This window comes from Citrobacter sp. JGM124, assembly GCF_018257795.1.
Lineage (GTDB): Bacteria > Pseudomonadota > Gammaproteobacteria > Enterobacterales > Enterobacteriaceae > JGM124.
The window spans coordinates 347,909-367,513 of sequence record NZ_JAERJD010000002.1 but is presented as its reverse complement, the minus strand read 5'-3'; the positions used below and the strand labels follow the sequence as shown (position 1 = coordinate 367,513).

Annotated in this window: 20 protein-coding genes; 7 read left to right on the top strand and 13 right to left on the bottom strand. The window is 49.3% G+C overall.

Annotation, left to right across the window (positions count from 1 at the left end):
• Positions 1–375 precede the first annotated feature (375 nt).
• The 6 genes from JK154_RS04240 to JK154_RS04215 form a co-directional block, all read right to left on the bottom strand.
• Complete coding sequence (locus JK154_RS04240) at positions 376–1,287, bottom strand: alpha/beta hydrolase (protein WP_211991249.1); 912 nt, start codon at positions 1,285–1,287, stop codon at positions 376–378.
• A gap of 229 nt (positions 1,288–1,516) precedes the next feature.
• Positions 1,517–2,512: an SMP-30/gluconolactonase/LRE family protein gene (locus JK154_RS04235; protein ID WP_249215763.1), complete on the bottom strand. Its 996-nt coding sequence runs from the start codon at positions 2,510–2,512 to the stop codon at positions 1,517–1,519.
• A 51-nt stretch (positions 2,513–2,563) separates the two neighbouring features.
• Positions 2,564–3,922 carry an MFS transporter gene (locus JK154_RS04230; RefSeq protein ID WP_211991248.1) on the bottom strand — a complete coding sequence of 453 codons (1,359 nt, stop codon included), beginning with the start codon at positions 3,920–3,922 and terminating at the stop codon, positions 2,564–2,566.
• Positions 3,923–4,007: 85 nt separating this feature from the next.
• Positions 4,008–4,301 carry a hypothetical protein gene (locus tag JK154_RS04225; protein ID WP_211991247.1) on the bottom strand — a complete coding sequence of 98 codons (294 nt, stop codon included), beginning with the start codon at positions 4,299–4,301 and terminating at the stop codon, positions 4,008–4,010.
• 36 nt (positions 4,302–4,337) lie between these two features.
• A complete protein-coding gene (locus tag JK154_RS04220; protein ID WP_211991246.1) occupies positions 4,338–5,156 on the bottom strand; it encodes an alpha/beta fold hydrolase in 819 nt (272 codons plus the stop codon).
• A gap of 38 nt (positions 5,157–5,194) precedes the next feature.
• Positions 5,195–6,046 (bottom strand): aldo/keto reductase, encoded by an 852-nt coding sequence (locus JK154_RS04215; RefSeq protein ID WP_211991245.1) that lies wholly within the window; start codon positions 6,044–6,046, stop codon positions 5,195–5,197.
• Between the two features lie 189 nt (positions 6,047–6,235).
• On the opposite strand from JK154_RS04215, the gene JK154_RS04210 reads away from it, so the two are divergent.
• Entirely contained in the window at positions 6,236–7,150 is a 915-nt protein-coding gene (locus JK154_RS04210; protein ID WP_211991244.1) for an AraC family transcriptional regulator, read from the top strand.
• A gap of 44 nt (positions 7,151–7,194) precedes the next feature.
• The gene (locus tag JK154_RS04205) at positions 7,195–7,410 is read left to right on the top strand and encodes a hypothetical protein (protein WP_211991243.1); all 216 of its coding nucleotides are present in this window, start codon (positions 7,195–7,197) and stop codon (positions 7,408–7,410) included.
• Between the two features lie 169 nt (positions 7,411–7,579).
• Here JK154_RS04205 and JK154_RS04200 read toward each other — a convergent pair whose 3' ends face one another.
• On the bottom strand, positions 7,580–8,764 hold the full coding sequence (locus JK154_RS04200; protein ID WP_211991242.1) for an MFS transporter: 1,185 nt from the start codon (positions 8,762–8,764) through the stop codon (positions 7,580–7,582).
• A 103-nt stretch (positions 8,765–8,867) separates the two neighbouring features.
• Between JK154_RS04200 and JK154_RS04195 the strand changes: the two genes are divergently transcribed.
• On the top strand, positions 8,868–9,785 hold the full coding sequence (locus tag JK154_RS04195) for a LysR family transcriptional regulator (RefSeq protein ID WP_211991241.1): 918 nt from the start codon (positions 8,868–8,870) through the stop codon (positions 9,783–9,785).
• A 178-nt stretch (positions 9,786–9,963) separates the two neighbouring features.
• Here the strand turns inward: JK154_RS04195 and JK154_RS04190 are convergent, their stop codons facing one another.
• A complete protein-coding gene (locus JK154_RS04190) occupies positions 9,964–10,875 on the bottom strand; it encodes a LysR substrate-binding domain-containing protein (RefSeq protein ID WP_211991240.1) in 912 nt (303 codons plus the stop codon).
• A 312-nt stretch (positions 10,876–11,187) separates the two neighbouring features.
• On the opposite strand from JK154_RS04190, the gene JK154_RS04185 reads away from it, so the two are divergent.
• Positions 11,188–12,186, top strand: coding sequence for an LLM class flavin-dependent oxidoreductase (locus JK154_RS04185; protein WP_211991239.1), 999 nt, complete (start codon positions 11,188–11,190; stop codon positions 12,184–12,186).
• Positions 12,187–12,484: 298 nt separating this feature from the next.
• Positions 12,485–12,811 (top strand): EthD family reductase, encoded by a 327-nt coding sequence (locus tag JK154_RS04180; protein WP_211991364.1) that lies wholly within the window; start codon positions 12,485–12,487, stop codon positions 12,809–12,811.
• Positions 12,812–12,933: 122 nt separating this feature from the next.
• Here JK154_RS04180 and JK154_RS04175 read toward each other — a convergent pair whose 3' ends face one another.
• The 3 genes from JK154_RS04175 to JK154_RS04165 form a co-directional block, all read right to left on the bottom strand.
• Complete coding sequence (locus tag JK154_RS04175; protein ID WP_211991238.1) at positions 12,934–13,212, bottom strand: antibiotic biosynthesis monooxygenase; 279 nt, start codon at positions 13,210–13,212, stop codon at positions 12,934–12,936.
• A 102-nt stretch (positions 13,213–13,314) separates the two neighbouring features.
• On the bottom strand, positions 13,315–13,803 hold the full coding sequence (locus JK154_RS04170; RefSeq protein ID WP_211991363.1) for a DinB family protein: 489 nt from the start codon (positions 13,801–13,803) through the stop codon (positions 13,315–13,317).
• Positions 13,804–13,895: 92 nt separating this feature from the next.
• Complete coding sequence (locus tag JK154_RS04165) at positions 13,896–14,198, bottom strand: putative quinol monooxygenase (protein WP_211991237.1); 303 nt, start codon at positions 14,196–14,198, stop codon at positions 13,896–13,898.
• Positions 14,199–14,640: 442 nt separating this feature from the next.
• Between JK154_RS04165 and JK154_RS04160 the strand changes: the two genes are divergently transcribed.
• Positions 14,641–15,861: a diguanylate phosphodiesterase gene (locus JK154_RS04160; protein ID WP_211991236.1), complete on the top strand. Its 1,221-nt coding sequence runs from the start codon at positions 14,641–14,643 to the stop codon at positions 15,859–15,861.
• Positions 15,862–16,980: 1,119 nt separating this feature from the next.
• Here JK154_RS04160 and JK154_RS04155 read toward each other — a convergent pair.
• A complete protein-coding gene (locus JK154_RS04155) occupies positions 16,981–17,331 on the bottom strand; it encodes a DUF488 family protein (RefSeq protein WP_211991235.1) in 351 nt (116 codons plus the stop codon).
• 219 nt (positions 17,332–17,550) lie between these two features.
• Here JK154_RS04155 and JK154_RS04150 point away from each other — a divergent pair, with 219 nt between their 5' ends.
• A complete protein-coding gene (locus tag JK154_RS04150) occupies positions 17,551–18,267 on the top strand; it encodes a CTP synthase (RefSeq protein ID WP_211991234.1) in 717 nt (238 codons plus the stop codon).
• Positions 18,268–18,327: 60 nt separating this feature from the next.
• Here JK154_RS04150 and JK154_RS04145 read toward each other — a convergent pair whose 3' ends face one another.
• Entirely contained in the window at positions 18,328–19,509 is a 1,182-nt protein-coding gene (locus JK154_RS04145) for an MFS transporter (RefSeq protein WP_211991233.1), read from the bottom strand.
• Between the last annotated feature and the right edge of the window lie 96 nt (positions 19,510–19,605).

The window sequence follows — 19,605 nt, the reverse complement described above, 5'->3', positions numbered from 1 at the left end:
CCTAATCCATCAATGGATAAACATAGAACAGTCAAGTGGGTATGCTATCAGTCTAGCAAAAAAAGTGGTGGGTAATATTGAGTGGTGGAGAATCCATCGATGATCACTACCGAATAATGGCGAATTAGCAATACTACTGATCTTATGGTCGTCAGCCTTGATCAACAATAGATTAGTCAGACATACCCGAAACGCCTGCAATGCGCGGTCAGTCGACATTGGCCTGTAAATCAGTCTGCTTTGTGTCTGAAGCGGTCCTTCGTAATCATGACGCAGGTGCTATTGTTGTTCACAATACTGTAAACAGAAGTCGCCTGAGCAGCCGGACGAAATTGAGATACAGCGATGGCAACGTGACGGGGTTCAAAGCCTCTTTTATTCCTTCAAGAATGACTCAACAATGCTGGAGAATCGTTCTGGTTGATCAAGCATAATGAAGTGAAAACTGTCATCGACCCGTGTGAAATGGATATCTGGTGCAGAGGCATAGGCTTGATGATACATTGCATCCACGTCGCTTACAGGTATCCCGAATAAGGTGTCATAAGCGTACACGACCTCAATTGGTGCTCTGATGTGGACAAGCTCGGGGCGTAAGTCGGTCATCATCATTTCATACACAGCATTCGCCACGGTTTCGCGATCAGAATGGATTCCTGCAGCCACAAGGGCAGGCCTCACCGCCTCGTTCTTGGCTAAACCGGCGATGGATGTCTTCTGAAACGCGACCCTTTGCTCCGGTGACTGCCCCAGCAACCAGTCCCGCGTCGCAGTAGCATGTTTGGCGGCTGTTTTGCTGGTTGCCGCAGGGTCAATCATCAATGTATAGAACGGCAACGCATCGACAATCATCAGTCTATTGACTTGGTCAGGGTAGCGGGCTCCCAGCATCAATCCAATGACGCCCCCAAGAGAATGGCCAATGATCACCGGTGATTTGATGTGCCGGGTGCGGATATATTCAGCGATGGCATCGGCCGCTGGAGTGATGACCTTTCGCTCTGGTTTGAAAATGGCAGGAGTACTCGCAAAACCCGCAATTTCTACAAGATGAACACGGTGGTTCATACGTAAACCTGAGGCTAAACCGGTCCACACTTCGCGGGACGAGGCCAGACCAGGGATCAATATGACATCTGTTCCTGTGCCCTGTACTTGTACAGAGACTGGCTGCGAGCCCGGGAGTTCTGAAGCTTTTGGCAGCGAGTGAGCTATGGACACCGAAAATAAGGCTGACATGAGTAACAGAATCCCTCCGATTATTATCCGAATATTTACGGTGTTCATCAGCTCTCCCTGTTCAGACTGAGCTGTTTGAGTTCGGCAAGCGCCGCGCCTGGGGCAAGTCGTCATGTTGTTGTTAAGAAAGCGAGTATATCATTAGCACGATCTGATTAACTGACCAATTACAGATACCGTTGAGAGGGTTAACATTGGCAAGACTGTCTGCTTATTACCCTCAGCAGGCATGGCGTCACTCATGAGTATGCGAATGCGGTGCACGCGCTGTGTGGCGTTACCCCTTCAGCCCCTTTCCTAACGACCATGAGCGGAACACCGCAGCCCCTGACGGATGTTCTGCATCACTTGACGACAGGATATACAGTTCATGTGTGTCGGGTTTTATAGCAAGGTTAGCGGTGCGTAAGAACTCGCCTTTATCCCGCCCGGGTATAGTGATCTGGCCGATTGGTATGGCGTTGCCATTCAGTACAATCACCCGGCCCTGGCCATGAAGCGCAATATAGAGATTTCCTTTATCATCGGCCTTCATGGAGTCGGGAGCCGGGCTGTTAAACCGGTAGGCGACTGTCTCGCCAAACGGCTCAATTTCACTGGCATTTTTCATGACCAGTCGGTGCAGAACGCCGGCGGAGAATTCAACCACCCAGAGCGTGCCACCGTCCGGAGACAGGGCGAGCCCGTTAGCCCCTGACAGGTGCGTCAGGACCGGTGAAATCGTTTTTGTACCGGGTGAAATACAGTAAACCCCTCCGCTGAGGTCCCCACTGTTCCCCCGTGCATCGGTAAAGTAAATTTCCCCCTGTTTGCCTAAAACGATATCGTTGGGCTGATAATTTTTGTCTGCGGGGAGAATGACCCGGCGGTTCTGACCCTGTTCGTCAATGCTGAAAATTTCACCACCGCTACCATCCTTGTGCCCTGCGGCAACATAAATACGACCATCCGGTGCGACGGCGGTTGCGCTGGGCGTCAGATTCGCATCTTCAAACAGCACCAGCTGACGGCGTTGTGGATCAATTTTTATTATCTGACCTCTGAACACATCTGTCAGAAGCAGGTTTCCTGCGTGATCGAATGACGGCCCCTCAAGCACAGTTGCTGCGTCAGTCACCTGTAACCATTTCTCAGCATCCACCTTCTGCAGGCCGCGGTCGGCTTCCGGAATCTGATAACGTGGGATATCCTGCAAATGTGCCGGAGGAGCGGGCCAGGCTGAAGCACTTGCCATCAGAAAAGCACCAGTAATAAGACATTTTTTAAAATTCATAACATTACCTTCTTAGAACGTTAGCTGGCATGAGAACGGATTATCATGCTGTTATTTTTCTGGCAGACACTTCCATCCCAGAATTAACCACGCGACGATAAACACCATTGCGATGTAACAGACCACCCTGAGTTCACCAATAAAAACCAGGGAAGTGGCACCTGAAAATATCGCACCGAAAAGCGCAATGCCCACAACGCCACCCATCTGGCGTGAGCAGGAGAAAAATGCTGAAGCGGCTCCCGCATTCTTAGGCGATACTTCCGAGAAAATAAGCCCTGCCAGTCCAGGCACCGCCAGAGACGTTCCGACACCCATTAAAATCATGGGGAGCAGCAGTTGCCAGATTGTCCAGTCAGCACCCACAGCCGACAGCCAGCCAAATCCTGCAAAACAGCAAATGCCCCCGGCGATAACCACGTTCCGGACACCGTAATGTTTTCCGAGACGACTGGCGTTATAAGTGGCCAGCGCCACGCTTAACATCATGGGTAAAAAGGCGAAGCCCGTATCTGATGGCGACATGCGCATTGCTTGCTGAAAGTACAGGCTCAGAATGAACACTGCGCCGTAAAAGACCAGTGTGCAGAGAAAACCGATAACGGCTGAACTGATGATGAAACCATTCGTTCTGATTTGGGTGGGCAGGACAGGCGTGCTGCTGAAACGCTCGCGTAAACAAAAAACCATGAAAGTGAGCCCGCCTGCCAGTAACAAGCAGAGGTTCATAACATCATCCCACCCTCGGCGGCCAGACTCTGTCAGGGTGAACGTGATCAGGCCCAGCGCAAGTATTATCAATAACTGTCCGGGGATATTGAGGGATCGATCCTGCTTCTGACTGGCTGGTGCAAATCGCAAAGCGATAAACAGGCTGATCAGTCCCACAGGGATATTCAGCAAAAAAATACTTCGCCAGCCTAAATACTGAATAAGCAAGCCCCCGATAACGGGCCCCGCGGCCAGTGCCATGCTTCCGGAAGCCGCCCAAAAACTGATGGCACGTGTACGGGCATGGGGTTCAGGATAGTAATGACTTAGCAATGTCAGGGACGTGGGGACGATAAATGCGGCTCCTATACCCTGTATGGTCCTGGCTATTTCCAGAATAATCAGCGTCGGCGAAAGTGCACAGCACAGGGAGCCAGCCATAAAGACGAGCACGCCAAATAAGAAAATATTTTTAGCGCCGAAGCGATCAGAAACCGAACCGGAGGAGAGCAGTAAAGCGGCAAACATCAAAGAGTAACTGTTAATTACCCACTCAAGATCGGCAATGCGGGCGTGATAAGCTGCGCTCAGTGCATTGAGGCCAACATTTACTACGCTGACGTCCAGCTGGACAATGACAAAGCCCAGGCATATGGCAACGTTAAAAAGGATGCCATTGCTATTTTTATGATTGTGCATTTTAAGGTGAAACCGATAATCGCGTTATTAAAAGAAAGATGTTCAGAAACCGGGAACAGAGACGCATTTCCGCAAACAGCCTGATTTAATGCATATCCCTGAGGGTAAACTGCGGGCCAGTCATATCCAGCCTCTGCTGGTGGAGATAATCAGTGACAAGCGTGGCGATTTGCTGATTATTTTTGTCTGTGAATGCAAAGTGCGTGTTTCCATGAATACCGATGTCTGGCAGATTAATCAGTCTGGCATGGCCGCCGTGACGGTTAATCGTGTCAACAAACTGTTGCGCCCGTAGTTTATTCACCCGCCAGAGTTCAACACCAAAAATATTGCTCTCTTTATTCGTGATGTTATCACCAATAATGACCAGGATGGGCACGCGGGTAAGTGCAGCAAACTGGTTGGCGGATACGCCCTAGGGGGTATTGGCCCTGGCCACGAAATCCATCTGCGTGGTAATATCCGCGGGCATATCATCATCCGGGAAAGCAAATTCACCCGGCTCAAAGGCAACAATTGCTTTGACCTGTTCTGGTGCCGCCATAGCCGTTGCCCAGCCGTATTGTCCGCTGAATGAGTGGGTCATCAAGATCGCAGGGCCGGTATCATGCAGCAACTGTGCTCCTGTTTTGCCCATAAAGTCACGGGTGGCCTTATCCGGAAAAGGTTCCTCACCCGTGTTAGGTGTTTGCCAGCGCATGAACTGATCAACTGCAGCAGGCTCCTGAGGAAACTGCGAATTATGGAACACGCTCGGCTTACCTGGAGGGGGCCAGGGGCCAATGCGGAATGTATTCCAGGCCATGGATTCTTTATGGTCTGTCGGCACCGTGGATACAGTGATAACCGAATCGGTTCTGCCAGCACGGCCACGGCGGGGCTGATCGATAATGACAACGGGCCAACGGGCACGGGTGAATATTTGCCAGAAACCATCCCGGCCGTCGGCGGTTGTTTCCCAGCTTTTGCCTGACTCACCGCCACCATGCCACATAATTACCGGGTATCTTCGGCTCTCTGCCGGGATGTAATACTGAGCATAGCCATGATCGCCATGGAAGGTATCCCTCTCAGCGTCAATTTTGGTTGTTCCACCAAACATGAAGCTACCCATATCATTCAGTACTATCGGTGCGTTATGTTTCGCCACAGCCCGGGCCGGTTCTGCTGACCAGCCTAATGACATCGGCAGACTTATCGCGAGCACGCAGAGCAGAAATCGGTCTGTTTTCATCGTAAATCCCAAAGATAATGTTATAGAGATGAATCACTTCAGATATCGAAGCGGATACCTGCAATATTTTTGATGCGTTCAGGATCTGTGTGTGAATGGAAGCAACTCGTGCCTGTATCCAGTGCCTCAATAAGACCAACCTCGGATGCATTTAACTCAAAATCGAAAACATCAATATTCTGTGCCATTCGTGCGGGATTCACGGATTTTGGTATAACGACAACGTTACGTTGTATAAGCCAGCGCAGCACGACCTGAGCAACACTTTTTCCATATTTTTCGCCTATGTGTAGCAGGGAAGGTGTCCGGAACAGGTCGTTTCGCCCTTCCGCGAACGATGCCCATGATTGCGGCTGTATGCCATTCTGCTGCATGAAGGCCACATTCGCATCTTGCTGATAAAAGGGGTTGATCTCGACCTGATTGACAGCAGGAGTCACGTGGCTGAATACCGTCAGATCGGTTAACCTGTCGGGGGAAAAGTTACTGACGCCAATACTGCGCAGGATCTGGCTTTCGTACTTTTCCTCCATTGCGCGCCAGCTGCCAAAAATGTCGGAATAGGGCTGATGAATAAGATACAGATCCAGATAATCAAGCCCGAGGCGTTCAAGAGAACGATCAATCGCCTCCAGGGTCTGGGTGTATCCCATATCCTGCACCCACACTTTTGTTGTAATGAACAGCACCTCACGTGCTACACCACTGCGTTTGATGGCACGCCCGACGGCTTCCTCATTCTGATACGCTGCGGCAGTATCAATAAGGCGATATCCGGCATGAATTGCGGTAAGAACAGCGTCCTCACATTCACGGGCATCATTTATCTGGTAAACGCCAAAACCAAGCTGTGGCATACGCTTACCGGAATTGAGAGTCAGGTAATTCATGGTATGTGATCCTCATCGCTGAGATGGGTGACGGACAGGTGAAATAAACAGGGCATTACCTCTTCAGGCTGCTGGTGCTGTAAAAATCAGCAGAGCACACGGTTGTTCCCCTATGAATAGTTGCTATGGTAAACCTTTAATGGTAGATAATTAATAATCAAAAAACGCATTCACTTTATTGAAAGTCGCATGGACCCTTTATCAGATGTATTAAACCTGCTTTCAGCAAAAAGCTATACGACCTCCGGACTCAGGGCCCCGGCAGGATGGGGGCTGCATTATCCAGGTTTCGATGGCCTTAAGTTTTTTGCGGTTCAGGAAGGTTCTGCTCGTTTTCGGGCTGATGGCAGTGATGAATGGATAGAGCTCCAGAAGGGGGATGGCATTATCCTCACTCGTGCGTGCAGTTTTTCTGTCACGACATCTGACGGAACCGTACAGGCTGAGTCAGAGGATACCCCCTTTGAACTCAAGGAAGGGCTGGCAGATTACGGGGGCGATGCACTCATCATGATTGCCGGGAAAATGGAAATTGATAGAACGTCGGCCAGTTTATTGCTCAGTGAACTACCGGTTGTCATCCGGATATTTTCAGATAATGACAGTACGTCAGTTTTCGCCTGGATAATGAACTATATCAAAACAGAAAAAGCATCACAGCTTCCGGGGGCCGCGATCGTTACCGACTACCTGATGCACCTGATGATGATTGAAGGTATACGGCGTGGTGTGGCGCAGTCCATCGGGACAGGGCAAGGCTGGATGAACGCATTCGGTGATCAGCGAATCGCACGGGTGCTGACCGCGATGCACCAGCAGCCAGGCAACGGCTGGCGTTTGCCTGAGCTTGCCAATATCGCTGGCATGTCCAGGGCCGGTTTTCTACGACGGTTCGCCCAGTTAACGGGTACCACACCGCTAAATTATCTGACTGAATGGCGGATGCACGTTGCCAGTAAAGCTCTCAGAACGACCCACGACGCAATCAAAGTGATAGGTCTGTCCCTCGGGTATGGTTCAGAAAGTGCCTTTAGCACCGCGTTCAAGCGGGTTTACGGATGTTCCCCTATAGAACACCGCAGATTGCATGATGAACGTAAATAAACGTGAGCCTGTAAACCTGCCGTGGCGCTGAGAATCATTCTGGCATGAGCGGCGTTCGGCACTCGTCAACGGGGAATGGCCCAGCCGCAGGCTTCTCGGAATACCCAGAAGCACCGTCATGCTGGCGGTCTGCCAGCTGTTCACCGTCGCTGATTTTCCCGTTCGCAAATCACTGGGCTATGCCTGGGGGGGCCGCAGGCGTTTTAGGCGGAAATGCCATGGAAAATAGCCAGTCTCATGATGGCCGTAATATTCATTGAATGAATGCAGTATGCCGCTGAGGGGAATGTCCTGTTCTGTATACATAGCAGGCCAGTTGCACGTCACCTCGGCCTTAAAAGTCACTTTGATTTTGGGGTGGCAGTGACAGGGTGAGCCCTCAACCCAGCAAGACTGCCCTATCTTTCATGGACGGAGGGCCTGACCAGGCTATGTCGGGCGTTTAGCCAGTTTTTTTTGAAGCACTATGACGATGACAGGAAAGACGACGGCGGTTAATGCACTGACAACCAACAGCCTGTTCAGATTTTGTATGGTTATTCCCTGGTCAGGCAGCAATAAGGAAGAAAGAAAGAAGGCTAACGTTGTTATCAAGGACATTATTGCTGCCTGTAGCGAAGAAAAACTGGCCCGTTGTTCATCCGCCGGGTACTGGATAGCAATCAGCGATGCGCAAACCAGGCGGCTGTATGAGGCGCCAATAAATAATGCCATGAATAGAAAGGCATTATGATAACCCAGTACAGGGATCAGTAAACTTGCGACGAAGCACAGCGTTGACATTGTGGCCAGCATAAGAACAGGCAAGCGTGATGTCAGAGCACCTGTAATTTTTGTTGCCAGGTAGCCGGCGATCCCCCCACCTAAAAATAATAAAGATAGCAGACCTTGCCGGGCACCCAGGTATTGCGTCATTAACGGGATCAGGATGGGAATAATCAGCATCGGGCTAAATTGTACGAGTGCGGAACAAGACGCAAAGAGCAGGGTTTGGCGATCAAAAGGCAGGCTGGTCTTGACGTTTGATGGTGCCGCGTCCTGGGGGAGAGTCACGATTATTAATGGCAGCGATAACAGACACAGTGCACTTATAGCCCATAGCGCAATATGCCAACCATAGTGTGTACATAAAAATAATATGACCGGCATCCCGACAATACTGACCATTGAAAATGAGGCAATCACTGTTGCCAGTACTTTTCCTCGCAGGTTTACCGGGACCGTGTTTATCAAAATACTTGTGCCAACCCCCATTGTTGTTCCCCCAACCAGTCCGGCGCAAAAGCGTAGCGCCAGAAGGGTGCCAAAATGGGTCGTGAGTGTAGAAAAAAAGGTTAACGCCCCCAGCAGTACCATGTTCTTGATTAAGAATTGTTTCTTATTAACTCGTTCGATCCAGTAAAAGGCGGCAATTCCAGAAAGGACCGCCCCCATAGTGTACATGCCAGAGACATAGCCGGAAAATGAAACGGGCACCGAAAAGCTGCCTGCCATAAAAGCAAAAACTGGTGTTAACGCCATGTACTCCAGAGCATTAGTGAACTGAATAAAAGCCATCACAATGGCTATCCGCATGAATATTTTATGATTAAATGTCTGTGTAAACAGTGACATAGCAAGCAACCTGTGGATTAAAGATACCCGAGTTTAACTGCTATCAATGTTGTTTATTATATGGTAAAAATGGCAATTATTATTATCATATGTGGGATAATTCATGCGGTCGGCTCTTGATTTTAATAGCCTGAAAGTGTTCGTGGCGGTGGTTGAAAGGGAAAGCTTTGTCGGGGCGTCGAAAATCCTTGAAATGCCCACATCAAATGTCAGTCGTTGTATTTCCCAGTTAGAAGCAAAACTGAATCTTCAGCTCATTGAGCGCAGTACCCGACATATGAAACTCACCCAGGCCGGGCAACTGCTCTATACCCGAGCAAAGCCATTACTGGATGCGCTTGAGCAAACTGAGACGGAATTAACGTTGCGGCAAGTGCAACTCAAAGGGCCGTTACGTATCTGCATTCCCAATGAGATAGGACCTGCATTGTTAGGATCTGCGATTGCTGATTTCGCCTGTCAGTACCCTGACGTGGAGATTAGCTGCGTGACAAACTTGTCCGGTCTCGAGTCCCTGCGGGATGATCTGGATTTTGCGATCATTATTACCCGTGGTCGGATGGATGACAGTGACTACATCGCCCGTCACCTGATGACTATCCCTTGCACCGTTGTTGCGGCGCCTTCCGTCATTGAGCGTTATGGCATGCCTTCCCATATCCAGCAATTTGAAGAATTACCCTGTATTACAACGGTCAGTGCTTTGAAAGGCGCACCCTGGCAGTTTGTTAATACCAAAGGGGAATTCGAGACGATTAAGGTCAAAGGACATTATCGGGTCAACAGTGGGGAGATGGCAGGGCGGGCTGCCGTGTCTGGTGTTGGTTTTGCCATTCTGTCAAAACAGGCCTGCCAGCCATACATTCATGATGGACGGTTAATCGAGGTTGAGTTTGAGCAGCCAGCTGCCCCATTGCAATTGTTTGCGCTTTATTCCAGCCGGCGTTACTTACCGGCTAAAACGCGCGCGCTTATTGATTTCATTCAGCAGACACTGAGCAATATAGCTTCAGCAACCTGAAACGGTACTGAATCGTTACAAGGCCTTCGTGGACACTGCGCGTTCTGTTTACCCCGGATACCAGTCGTTCGTTCATTGCTGATAATCAGGGCATGTATAGATAGGGCTATCAGACTCCGCATGGATGATGGTTAAGCCCTGGCCTTTGCTACGATGCGCAGGCCGATATCCGGGGTCATTAATCAAACAGGTCGTCTTCTGCGGCCCTGACCAGCGTGTCCACGACGTAGCGGATTTTAGGCAATAACTGGCGATTTTTCGGCCATAGTGCGCTGATGGGCACTTCACCACCAGAATATCCGGCCAGCACTTCCCGTAACGTCCCGGCAGCCAAATCCTTACTGACCAGCCAGAGAGGAAGCTGCGACAATCCGCCTCCCGACAGGGTGGCGGCGAGCATAGCGTCACCATCAGCAAATTCATGTGTCGGTGGCGGGGTAAAACGGCGCATTTGTCCCCCGGGTTCTTTTAACAGCCATGAAACCGGCTGATTTCGTCGGAAACCAACCACGCACCGATGCTGATTCAGCTCCGCTATGCTGACGGGTTCGCCATGGTCCAGCAGATAATCAGGAGAGGCGCAAATCACCAGCTTCTGTGTCGTGAGCTTCCTGGCAACCAGGCCACTGCTGTCTGTCAGTTCACCAATACGGATGGCAAGGTCGATCCCCTCGTCAATCAAGTCAATGAACCGTTCGCTGAATGTTACGGTGAGTGCCAGTTCAGGATAGCGACGGGTAATATCAAGCAGAATGGGGAGAACCCGTTGCCGTCCGAAGGCCGCAGGTAAATCTATCCTCAGGCGTCCGGCCGGTTGGCTGGTGTATGATGTCAGTTCGGCCTCAGCCTGTTCCAGAATATCTATGGCGTTCTGACAGCTAGTGAGAAAACGCTCCCCATCCGGCGTCAGGCTGAGTCGTCGGGTAGACCGCTGAAACAGTTTTATTCCGAGGCGGCTCTCCAGGCGGCTGACACTTTTGCCGATGGCCGACTTTGTCAGGCCCAGTTTTTCAGCAGCAGCGGTGAAACTCCCACGCTGGGCTGTGGTAACAAAAGCAGTAATACCGCCCAAATGATCAGTGGTTCGCATAATTATCCATCAAGTATTTCCCGACGTAATACCCTTTGCCTTCCGCAGCGTGAAGCAAAATTCAGTGAGGCTGATAGCGAATTTGTGGCACTGGCCGTGGTGGTCATGACGTATTTCCTGACCAGACCGTGCAGGCGACCCCGACGAAAACGGAATTTCCGGCGGTCACTTTCCAGAATAACTTAAAACAGTCCCTTCATTGTTGAATCTATGTCCATATAGAGTCAAATGAAATGGTATTTATCATGTATAAAAAAACAATCATAGTCATCTCATCAATTATCGTTCATCTGCCCGTACCGAGAAATGACTATGAATACCACGAACATCCCCTTGTCATTGCTGGATTTAGCTCCCGTCACTGAAGGCCATTCATTGACCGATGCTATTACCAACAGTGTGCGTTTGGCACAAGCGGCGGAAGCCGCCGGTTATCAGCGATTCTGGATGGCAGAACATCATAATATGGTTGATATCGCCAGTGCGGCGACAGCTGTTCTGTTAAGTCATATTGGCGCTAAAACACGAAAAATTCGTATTGGTGCAGGGGGGATTATGCTGCCCAATCATGCCCCGTTGGTGGTCGCAGAGCAGTTTGGCACACTTGAAACACTTTATCCGGGGCGTGTGGATTTAGGCCTTGGCAGAGCGCCGGGCACGGATTATGAGACGCTGCAGGCGCTACGTCGTGAAAGCCGCGCGAAAGGGCTGGCGTTTCCTGAGATGCTCAATGAACTTCAGTACTATCTGTCTGTACCTCGCCCCGGGCAACGAATCATGGCTGTTCCCGGGGCGGGACTCCATATTCCATTATGGCTGCTGGGTTCCAGTACCTTCAGCGCACAGCTTGCCGCCGAGAAAGGCTTGCCCCTGGTGTTTGCTTCCCACTTTGCTCCTGACGCGATGCTGGCGGCTGTCGATACTTACCGGTCAGGTTTCATGCCTTCAGAAACCCTGGAACAGCCTTACGTTATGATCTGTGTAAATGTTGTTGCCGCTGAGACCCAGCAACAGGCGGACCATCTTGCCACAACCGAATTACAAAAATTCCTCAACCTCGGGCGTGGGATTGAGAAAAAACTGCCCAAACCGACCAGTGCGATGGATTCCTTATGGCATCCGGCTGAAGCCCGGCGTGTACTTAATCAGCTCAGAGAGTCTGTGTGGGGCAACGCTGAGGTCGTCCGTGCCGGGCTTAACGATCTCGTTCGTCGGACCGGCGCTGATGAAATCATGGTGAATTCCTGGATCCATGATGCAGAGGCACGTATCCGCTCGCATCAGATTATTGCCGACTGCTGGTACAACTAAGGTGGATGGTGTGAACAAATGTTTTACCCGTTACCGCCAGAACGTCACTGTTCGTCGTTTTATTCGGAGTGACGCAGCATAAACGGAGATTACCATGCAGCACGTTGCCGTGGGATTCATTGTGCCGAAGAAGCCCAGTGGAAGCGTGCCTCATATTCAATTCCTGCCTGACAACATGCGGGACACGCAGGCAGAAAGACGTATTGGTGATGGGCTGGTTTATCTCGCACGATACCGGGTTGGGCAGGCCCTTATTACCCGTACGTTTAAACACAAAAATAATGCAGAGGAGAAGAGGATGACATCCATTAACGGTTTTAAACATGTGGGATTTCTTACGCGTAAAAAAGGCCAGAGCTTTGATGATTTTGTTAAACACTGGGATGAAGTGCATACTGCCATCGCGCTCAGGCTTCCTGGGTTAAGGGGCTATGTGCTTAATCCTGTCGACCGGGAAAAATACCCGGAGTCACCTGTTGATGGTTTCTCTGAGTTGTGGTTCGATTCCATTGAGGACGCCATTGCAGCGTTTAACTCACCTGTAGGTAAAGAGGCCTTTGATGATGTGCCCAATTTCGTTGAACACGCGGCAATCACTTACATTACTGAAATCAGAAAACGCTGACGCTTTAATCGCCTGAAGCCAGCGTAGTCAATGGCTTCAGCTCGTCTCTTTTGGCCGCCGGATGGCGGCTCAGTGCGAGGGGACAGGCAATAAATCATGAACCTGTACTTATGGACGAGGTATTATTCCTCAGTTTCAAATACCGCATATTCCCGGGTGATGGCACGGGTTTTATTTCCCCATTCTGATGCCTTGGTCCTGTCCTGGTGGGCATCAAAGGTAGCCTGGTCGTGAAATAACTCTTCAACGGTCCAGATCAAAGGGTCTGCTGTTTCAGTGACGTCAAAAGAAAGGCACCCGGGTTCCTCTGCTGTCAGCCTTTTATGTTCAGGAAGATACCGGCGGACAAGCTCTGCCTCATCGTCACTGGCGCACACCAAACGGCCGGTTAATTTAATCACGCTTATTCCTTACTCTGGTTGGTATTCTATCGCTTTCCCGGGCAGCAAAACGCCAGCTATAGCGCTAAAAGCAGCGGTTTACACCCCAAGATATACAGGATATCAGTGATTATGGTCTCTCAGGAAAACGGTCAGTACATCTTTTGGAGGGACAGCACCACATTCAGAAATTAACCAGCCGATGGCCCCACGATGATAGGCTCCGTGAAAAAGCACATGGTTCAGCATATCAATGGCTGTCATCTCACCATTGCCACCATCAACAAAAGTAAACGTAATGGTTTTTTCTAAATCAGCGGGTGCCATTGTGTTCACGTGCTGAATGTACCAGTCGGTACTGGCGGCCACGTTAACGGCAAGATCATCCACCGAGGGGGTTTCTGGTGTGTTCAGCGCGGTATAGCCATGCGGCTGTCCCAGAATATTTGCTTTGAAAATCATATCAACAACATAAATATGATTCATTAGCCTTAACATGAGGTGACGTTTTTCTGCACAGGAGGGGGCACTGATCCCTTTGATTGTTTCTAGCGTTGCGGAGTCGATCCAGCGCTTGTACTTCAACAGAGTAACTAGCGTGTCTTTGTTCATCATATTCTCCTGACGGGGGATGCCCTCAATCCAACACGGGCAGAACAGCATGCAGACCAGAAAACCGGAGCCGTTAATGGGTGATTAATACGTTAATTTTCTTCCGGGTTAACCCGGGTATTCATCAGAATGTATTCAGCCTCCTTACGTTTATATTGATCAATCAAGGGGACAAGCCGTCTGAAATGCTCACTCGCACAATGCGCGTCAAGTGCCGCCTGGTCCGGCCATTCTTCTATAAAAATAAAGTGCCCCGGGTCTTTCTCATCAATGTATAAATTATAATCGATACACAGGGGCTCTTTTTTGGTTGCGGATACGAGTGCGAGGTAAAAGGGCATAACGGTATCAATATGCTCAGGTTTGATAAAATCTTCGGCAATGACTTTTAGCATTCCAGTTTTCCCAGGAAAAAGAAACATTCACCAGATGAATTGTCCGGGTGCCTGTTGTTATTGAACTCAGACAACAAAAACCAGGGCGGCCTTCATCAACAATCCATCAAGTCAATTTGAGCTGGGTGGTATTCTTGCCAGTGAGTATAAAACGTCAGTGTTCCCGCATTTTGACTCAAGGCCCGCCCCAGAGCAGCCTTTTTTCAGCAGCGTGGCAGTAAGCGATTTTCAGCATGAGGATACGCACTTTTGAGACACTAACATAAACCAGAAAAATAAAATGATCTCGAATGCAGCTATTTATCAACTTGCGAAATATACTTAAAAATTAGTCAGTAATCTATATAGCCTTACTTTCACATAACGAAGAAAGGCAAGTGATGAAGGTAGGGGACGTTAGTTGTGTAGAAATGCTTAATACTAACCACTAAAAAGGCCGCCCATGTTAACGACGTTGATTTACCAGAGCCAGTCAGAGGCCGAGTTTTCAGACCTTGATTTAATCAACCTGACCATCGCCGCATGTAAAAAAAATAAAGCGATTCAGGTCACGGGCATACTGTTATTCAATGGTTCGGAGTTTTTTCAGGTTCTGGAAGGGGAAGAGGAGGTTATTGACTTACTCTTTTGCCATATCAGTGAGGATCAGCGCCATACGGATGTTGTTGAGTTAATGCGTGATTACTCGGCATACCGACGATTCAGTGACATTGGCATGACGTTCTTTGACTTACGCATAGCAGACAAAAACACACTGGTTGATGAGATCCACCAACTGGATCACGTTCAAAACCACCACTTACACGACGATAAGATCTTTCGGTTAATAAAACGATTTATTGCCCAGGGCGCATGGCACAGGCCCTCTTGTGGCTTGAAGTCTGCTCAATGGGAAATGGTCAGTAAGAAAGAGTCACGGCAGGATAGACTATGGCAAACAGAAAAAGGGGTTCTTTATACCTTTGCCCTGCAGCCGATAGTGGAGCCGATGAGTGGCCGAATAGCTTCATTTGAGGCACTGATCCGTGATGCAAAAGGGCGGTCACCAGGGGCGATATTTTCCGCTATTCCGTCGGATTCACTGTATGCTTTCGACCTGCAAACCAAGGCTATTGCGCTTGAACTTGCGGGCAAGATACTGCGTGATGATGAAAAAATTGCCATCAATCTGTTGCCTGGGTCGCTGCATACTATCCCTAATGCAGTTGCACAGCTTACAGCCCAGATAAGCCAGGCAAATTTGCGACCAGAACAGGTGATCATTGAGCTGCTCGAAACTGAAGTGATTACCAATACGGTGGATTTTCATAAAATTCTGAAAGATATTCGGGCCGCAGGCATCGGGTTAGCGGTAGATGATTTTGGCTCAGGATATTCCAGAATGTCATTCCTTTCTAAAATTCAGCCTGACGAGATTAAAATCGATCGTTCACTGATACAGGACATTCATAAAATGGGCGGGCAGCAGTCGGTGGTGGTTGCCATTGTCAGATATTGCCAGGATATGGGTATCAATCTTGTTGCTGAAGGGGTTGAAAAGCTCGAAGAGTGGTGCTGGCTCCAGTCCATTGGGGTAAACCTCTATCAGGGATTTCTCTTTGCGAGGCCCTGCGTTGACGGTATCGGTGAAATACAATGGCCGGTAAAAAAGCATCATATTTGAAGCCGTTAGTACATCACTTCACCCATGCTGGATACCAGGACGGCTACGATTATATTAGCCGCGTAGCGCCATGGGTAAACAAGATAAATACCACCGGCACCACGATTTGAAAACACTGTGCTTATTTATCGTATTAAGAAAAGCCTGTTTTGTAAATATGAGCCTCCATTAATACAGCCAGGCATGCGACTGAATCACTTTATCGTGTTTTCAGCCCGGACAGTGCAGCCTGAATGGGCCTGTTTCGGGTGTTTAATCAATAATCATTATTAATATTTTTGTTATTACTGCGAGTGACCCTGAGGTAATGAAGATCCTGATTATGCATAGCGACAGGGTGTCTCCCCTGACCACCTTCCAGCATCATTGTTGATGATGCTGGCAATCTAATGAATGAACGGAGCCGCTCGACTCGCCCTTATGATTAATCCCCTCCTTACGGGAAGTTACTTTGTGCCGCTTCGTCGGGCTGGTATACGCCCGGGCTGTTCTGTGAACAGACATTCGCTGTCAGGCAGGGGATGGATACATTGAGTTTGTATATCTATGAGGTGATAAATCAAAGAATAAATTTGTTATTCAAATTTATTTAATAGCAATATTTCTGTGAATGAAAATCAAATAAGATATAACTTATTATAAAACGGGTTGAATAAACGGGAAGAGAACCCGACAAACGTCGGGTCACCACAAGGCTATCATCATTAATATTATAGGGTGCACAACCGAATCATTTTATAGTGGTTTCGGTGCCTCCAGAGGAGGAATAAATCGGCATATACGGAAAATGGAATAAGGGAGACTCCATGTTACCGCAGACATGAAATTATCCTTACTTACGTTTATTAGCAAGTGACAAATGATGATTTTTTTAAAATTATTTTGAGATATGGTGCTGATAAGGAAACAATCTATTTTTAAAATTTATTATTATTTTTAATTTCCAGATATTTCATCTTATTTTCATTTGTAATTCAGAATGTTTCAGTTTTACAATCCGGAAGACAGTTAAAACACAGCACTTATCCCTGCTGGTCGCACGCTTTTATCCCAATGCACATTGATCGCCCAGGACGCCCCGAAAAGGTGCGTCCTGCCGTTTTGACTTCATCACGAGGATCAGTGTGCCAATGAACGCAGGTAGTCGGCCAGCACCAAAGCATGGTTTTGCTGCGTATCCCGGTCAGCGTAGAGTAATGTGACGGTTTGAGTTTTGCTCAAACTGGCCAGCGCCTGGGCTGTGGGTTGCTGGCAAGCCAGTTCAGCCAAATAGCGGTGAGTAAACTCAGTAAAGTCGATAACGTCACTATGGAGTTCCGTGCGCAATTCCCGGGAGGGGGTTAACGTTTTTGCCCATTCATCATACGGCAAGTCGGCTTTTTTTATCCCGCGTGGCCAGAGCCTGTCAACCAGGACCCGATAGCCATCATTTGAATCAGGGGTGTCGTAAACACGTTTGCAGCGGATCATTGTCGCTTCCTTGATAGTATTTAACCTGAAAAAAATGCGTCAGGTGTCTGTCTGTCAATAGGTGAGTGTTACCTGTCCTGTTATGTGAGTATAGCAGAGCCTGCCTGGCGCGCTGATGATTAAGGCAACAGAAATTGACTTGCAGGGGATAACGAAGTCCCTTAATCTACTATTCCTTATGTTGTTCTGTTAACCATGCACATAAGGAGCATTCATCTCATGACGCCCTCTTTACAGCCCTCTTTTCGTATCGCTCTTGTGGGTGACTACAACTCAGCGGCGATTGCCCATCAGGCGATCCCCCTGGCATTAGCTCAGAGCGCCGCAGCACTGGATCTCGCTATCACCTGGCACTGGGTATCGACCACGGCGATCCATCATTCTGATGATCTTGCCGGTTATGATGGTATCTGGTGCGTGCCCGCCAGCCCTTATAAGAGTGAGCAAGGCGCGTTGTCGGCGATTCGCTATGCCCGTGAAAACCAGCGACCTTTTTTAGGCACTTGTGGTGGCTTCCAGCACGCAATTATTGAGTATGCCCGTCAGGTACTGGGCTGGCAGGATGCAGGCCACGGGGAAACAACCCAGGAAGGGCGCTTAGTGATCGTGCCACTGGTATGCTCCCTGGTGGAAAAATCAGATGCTATTAAGCTAAAACAGGATTCACTGGCGGGAAAAGCTTATGGCTCAGGGGAGATTTGCGAAGGGTATCACTGTAATTATGGGATTGATCCGGTGTTTGCTGCCGAGCTTAATGATGGCCCACTGACGGTAGTCGGGTGGGATGGTCAGGGCGAAGTTCGGGCGATTGAACTCCAGGGGCATCCCTTCTTTGTGGCCACATTATTTCAGCATGAGCGCCGGGCGCTGAGTCATCAGGCCACGCCCTTGGTCATGGCCTTTCTGGCTGCGGTTAAACAACAAACAAAACGATAAAGCCCGCTGGTTCAGTGGACGGCGAACACCAGGCGTCAGACACATGACGCCTGTGTTGTGTTATTGGATTTGAATTTGACGGGCAGCGAAAGTACCGATTATCGCCATGATAACAGCCAGTGCGGCACACAGGGCTAAAGGCCCAGACCAGCTGCCTGAAAGGTCATGAATTTTACCCATCAATGGCGGGCCTGCAGCGGCAAACAAGTACCCCACAGACTGCGCCATTCCTGAAAGGGCGGCGGCCTGATGTGCGGAGCCCGTGCGCAAAGCAACAAAAGATAACCCCAGAATCATTGCCGCGCCGGAACCAAACCCACCCATGGCTATCCACAACATTGCCAGTTTGGGGAACCACACCATGCCTGAGAGCGAAACAGACCAGAATAGAGCCATCAGAATGGTGATACCCCGATGATCCTTCAGACGACTAAGGATAAGCCCCACCACCAGACCCGGGAGAGCCGTTGCCAGTTGCAGTGCGCCATGCAGTGAGCCTGCCTGCTGTTCACTGTATCCAAAGCCAGTCAAAATAGAGGGCAGCCAGCCAATAATAACGTAATAAATAAACGAGTTAATCCCCAAGTATAACGTTACCTGCCATGCCAGGGGGGAAGACCATATCCCCCGATTTTTTAAGGCGGGGTTACCAGACAGCGGCGCGTGTGTCGCACGACGTAAATGTGGAAGCCAAAAGATCGCTGCCAGTAGTGGAAAAATCATTAACGAAAGTAAGGCGCCAGACCAGCCAAAACCCGCCAGTGCTACCGGCACGACCATGGCCGAACCGACTGCGGCCGCGATACCCATAGTCAGGCTATAAGCGCCAGTTAATTTAGCAATATCATCAGGATAGTCACGTTTTACCATACCTGGTAGCAGTACGTTCCCCATGGCGATACCACAACCAATAAGGGCGGTGCCAAGATATAACAAGGGGGCGCTCCCGCCTGAACGGATGGCAATACCGCAACAGATGATCACCATTGCCACCAATAAACTGCGTTCAATACCAAAGCGCCCGGCAATACTGGCTACGAAGGGAGATACAGTAGCAAAAGCCAGGAGGGGGATGGTGGTCAGTAGCCCGATTTGCGCGGTCGTCAAAACGAAGCTGTCTTTCACCATATCCAGCAACGGGGCGATACCCGTAAAAGGCACCCGTAAGGTACCGGCTATCATCAATATACCAATTAACAAAAGAGCACGATTTTTTTTACGCGTCGAAATGGTCGTGTTCATGTTCTTCATCCAAAATGCTGAAATACCAGAATACAGGTTTCAGCCCGGCAATAAATCAAGATAAAATGACAAATTATCTCTAAATTCGGACAAGTT

Excerpts from the sequence above, each read along its gene's own strand:
- JK154_RS04235 (WP_249215763.1), bottom strand. The coding sequence starts at position 2,512 with ATGAATTTTAAAAAATGTCTTATTACTGGTGCTTTTCTGATGGCAAGT.
- JK154_RS04205 (WP_211991243.1), top strand. The coding sequence starts at position 7,195 with ATGAGCGGCGTTCGGCACTCGTCAACGGGGAATGGCCCAGCCGCAGGC.
- JK154_RS04200 (WP_211991242.1), bottom strand. The coding sequence starts at position 8,764 with ATGTCACTGTTTACACAGACATTTAATCATAAAATATTCATGCGGATA.
- JK154_RS04170 (WP_211991363.1), bottom strand. The coding sequence starts at position 13,803 with ATGAACAAAGACACGCTAGTTACTCTGTTGAAGTACAAGCGCTGGATC.
- JK154_RS04215 (WP_211991245.1), bottom strand. The coding sequence starts at position 6,046 with ATGAATTACCTGACTCTCAATTCCGGTAAGCGTATGCCACAGCTTGGT.
- JK154_RS04230 (WP_211991248.1), bottom strand. The coding sequence starts at position 3,922 with ATGCACAATCATAAAAATAGCAATGGCATCCTTTTTAACGTTGCCATA.
- JK154_RS04165 (WP_211991237.1), bottom strand. The coding sequence starts at position 14,198 with ATGCTAAAAGTCATTGCCGAAGATTTTATCAAACCTGAGCATATTGAT.
- JK154_RS04160 (WP_211991236.1), top strand. The coding sequence starts at position 14,641 with ATGTTAACGACGTTGATTTACCAGAGCCAGTCAGAGGCCGAGTTTTCA.
- JK154_RS04195 (WP_211991241.1), top strand. The coding sequence starts at position 8,868 with ATGCGGTCGGCTCTTGATTTTAATAGCCTGAAAGTGTTCGTGGCGGTG.
- JK154_RS04210 (WP_211991244.1), top strand. The coding sequence starts at position 6,236 with ATGGACCCTTTATCAGATGTATTAAACCTGCTTTCAGCAAAAAGCTAT.
- JK154_RS04220 (WP_211991246.1), bottom strand. The coding sequence starts at position 5,156 with ATGAAAACAGACCGATTTCTGCTCTGCGTGCTCGCGATAAGTCTGCCG.
- JK154_RS04240 (WP_211991249.1), bottom strand. The coding sequence starts at position 1,287 with ATGAACACCGTAAATATTCGGATAATAATCGGAGGGATTCTGTTACTC.
- JK154_RS04150 (WP_211991234.1), top strand. The coding sequence starts at position 17,551 with ATGACGCCCTCTTTACAGCCCTCTTTTCGTATCGCTCTTGTGGGTGAC.
- JK154_RS04145 (WP_211991233.1), bottom strand. The coding sequence starts at position 19,509 with ATGAACACGACCATTTCGACGCGTAAAAAAAATCGTGCTCTTTTGTTA.
- JK154_RS04190 (WP_211991240.1), bottom strand. The coding sequence starts at position 10,875 with ATGCGAACCACTGATCATTTGGGCGGTATTACTGCTTTTGTTACCACA.
- JK154_RS04180 (WP_211991364.1), top strand. The coding sequence starts at position 12,485 with ATGACATCCATTAACGGTTTTAAACATGTGGGATTTCTTACGCGTAAA.
- JK154_RS04155 (WP_211991235.1), bottom strand. The coding sequence starts at position 17,331 with ATGATCCGCTGCAAACGTGTTTACGACACCCCTGATTCAAATGATGGC.
- JK154_RS04185 (WP_211991239.1), top strand. The coding sequence starts at position 11,188 with ATGAATACCACGAACATCCCCTTGTCATTGCTGGATTTAGCTCCCGTC.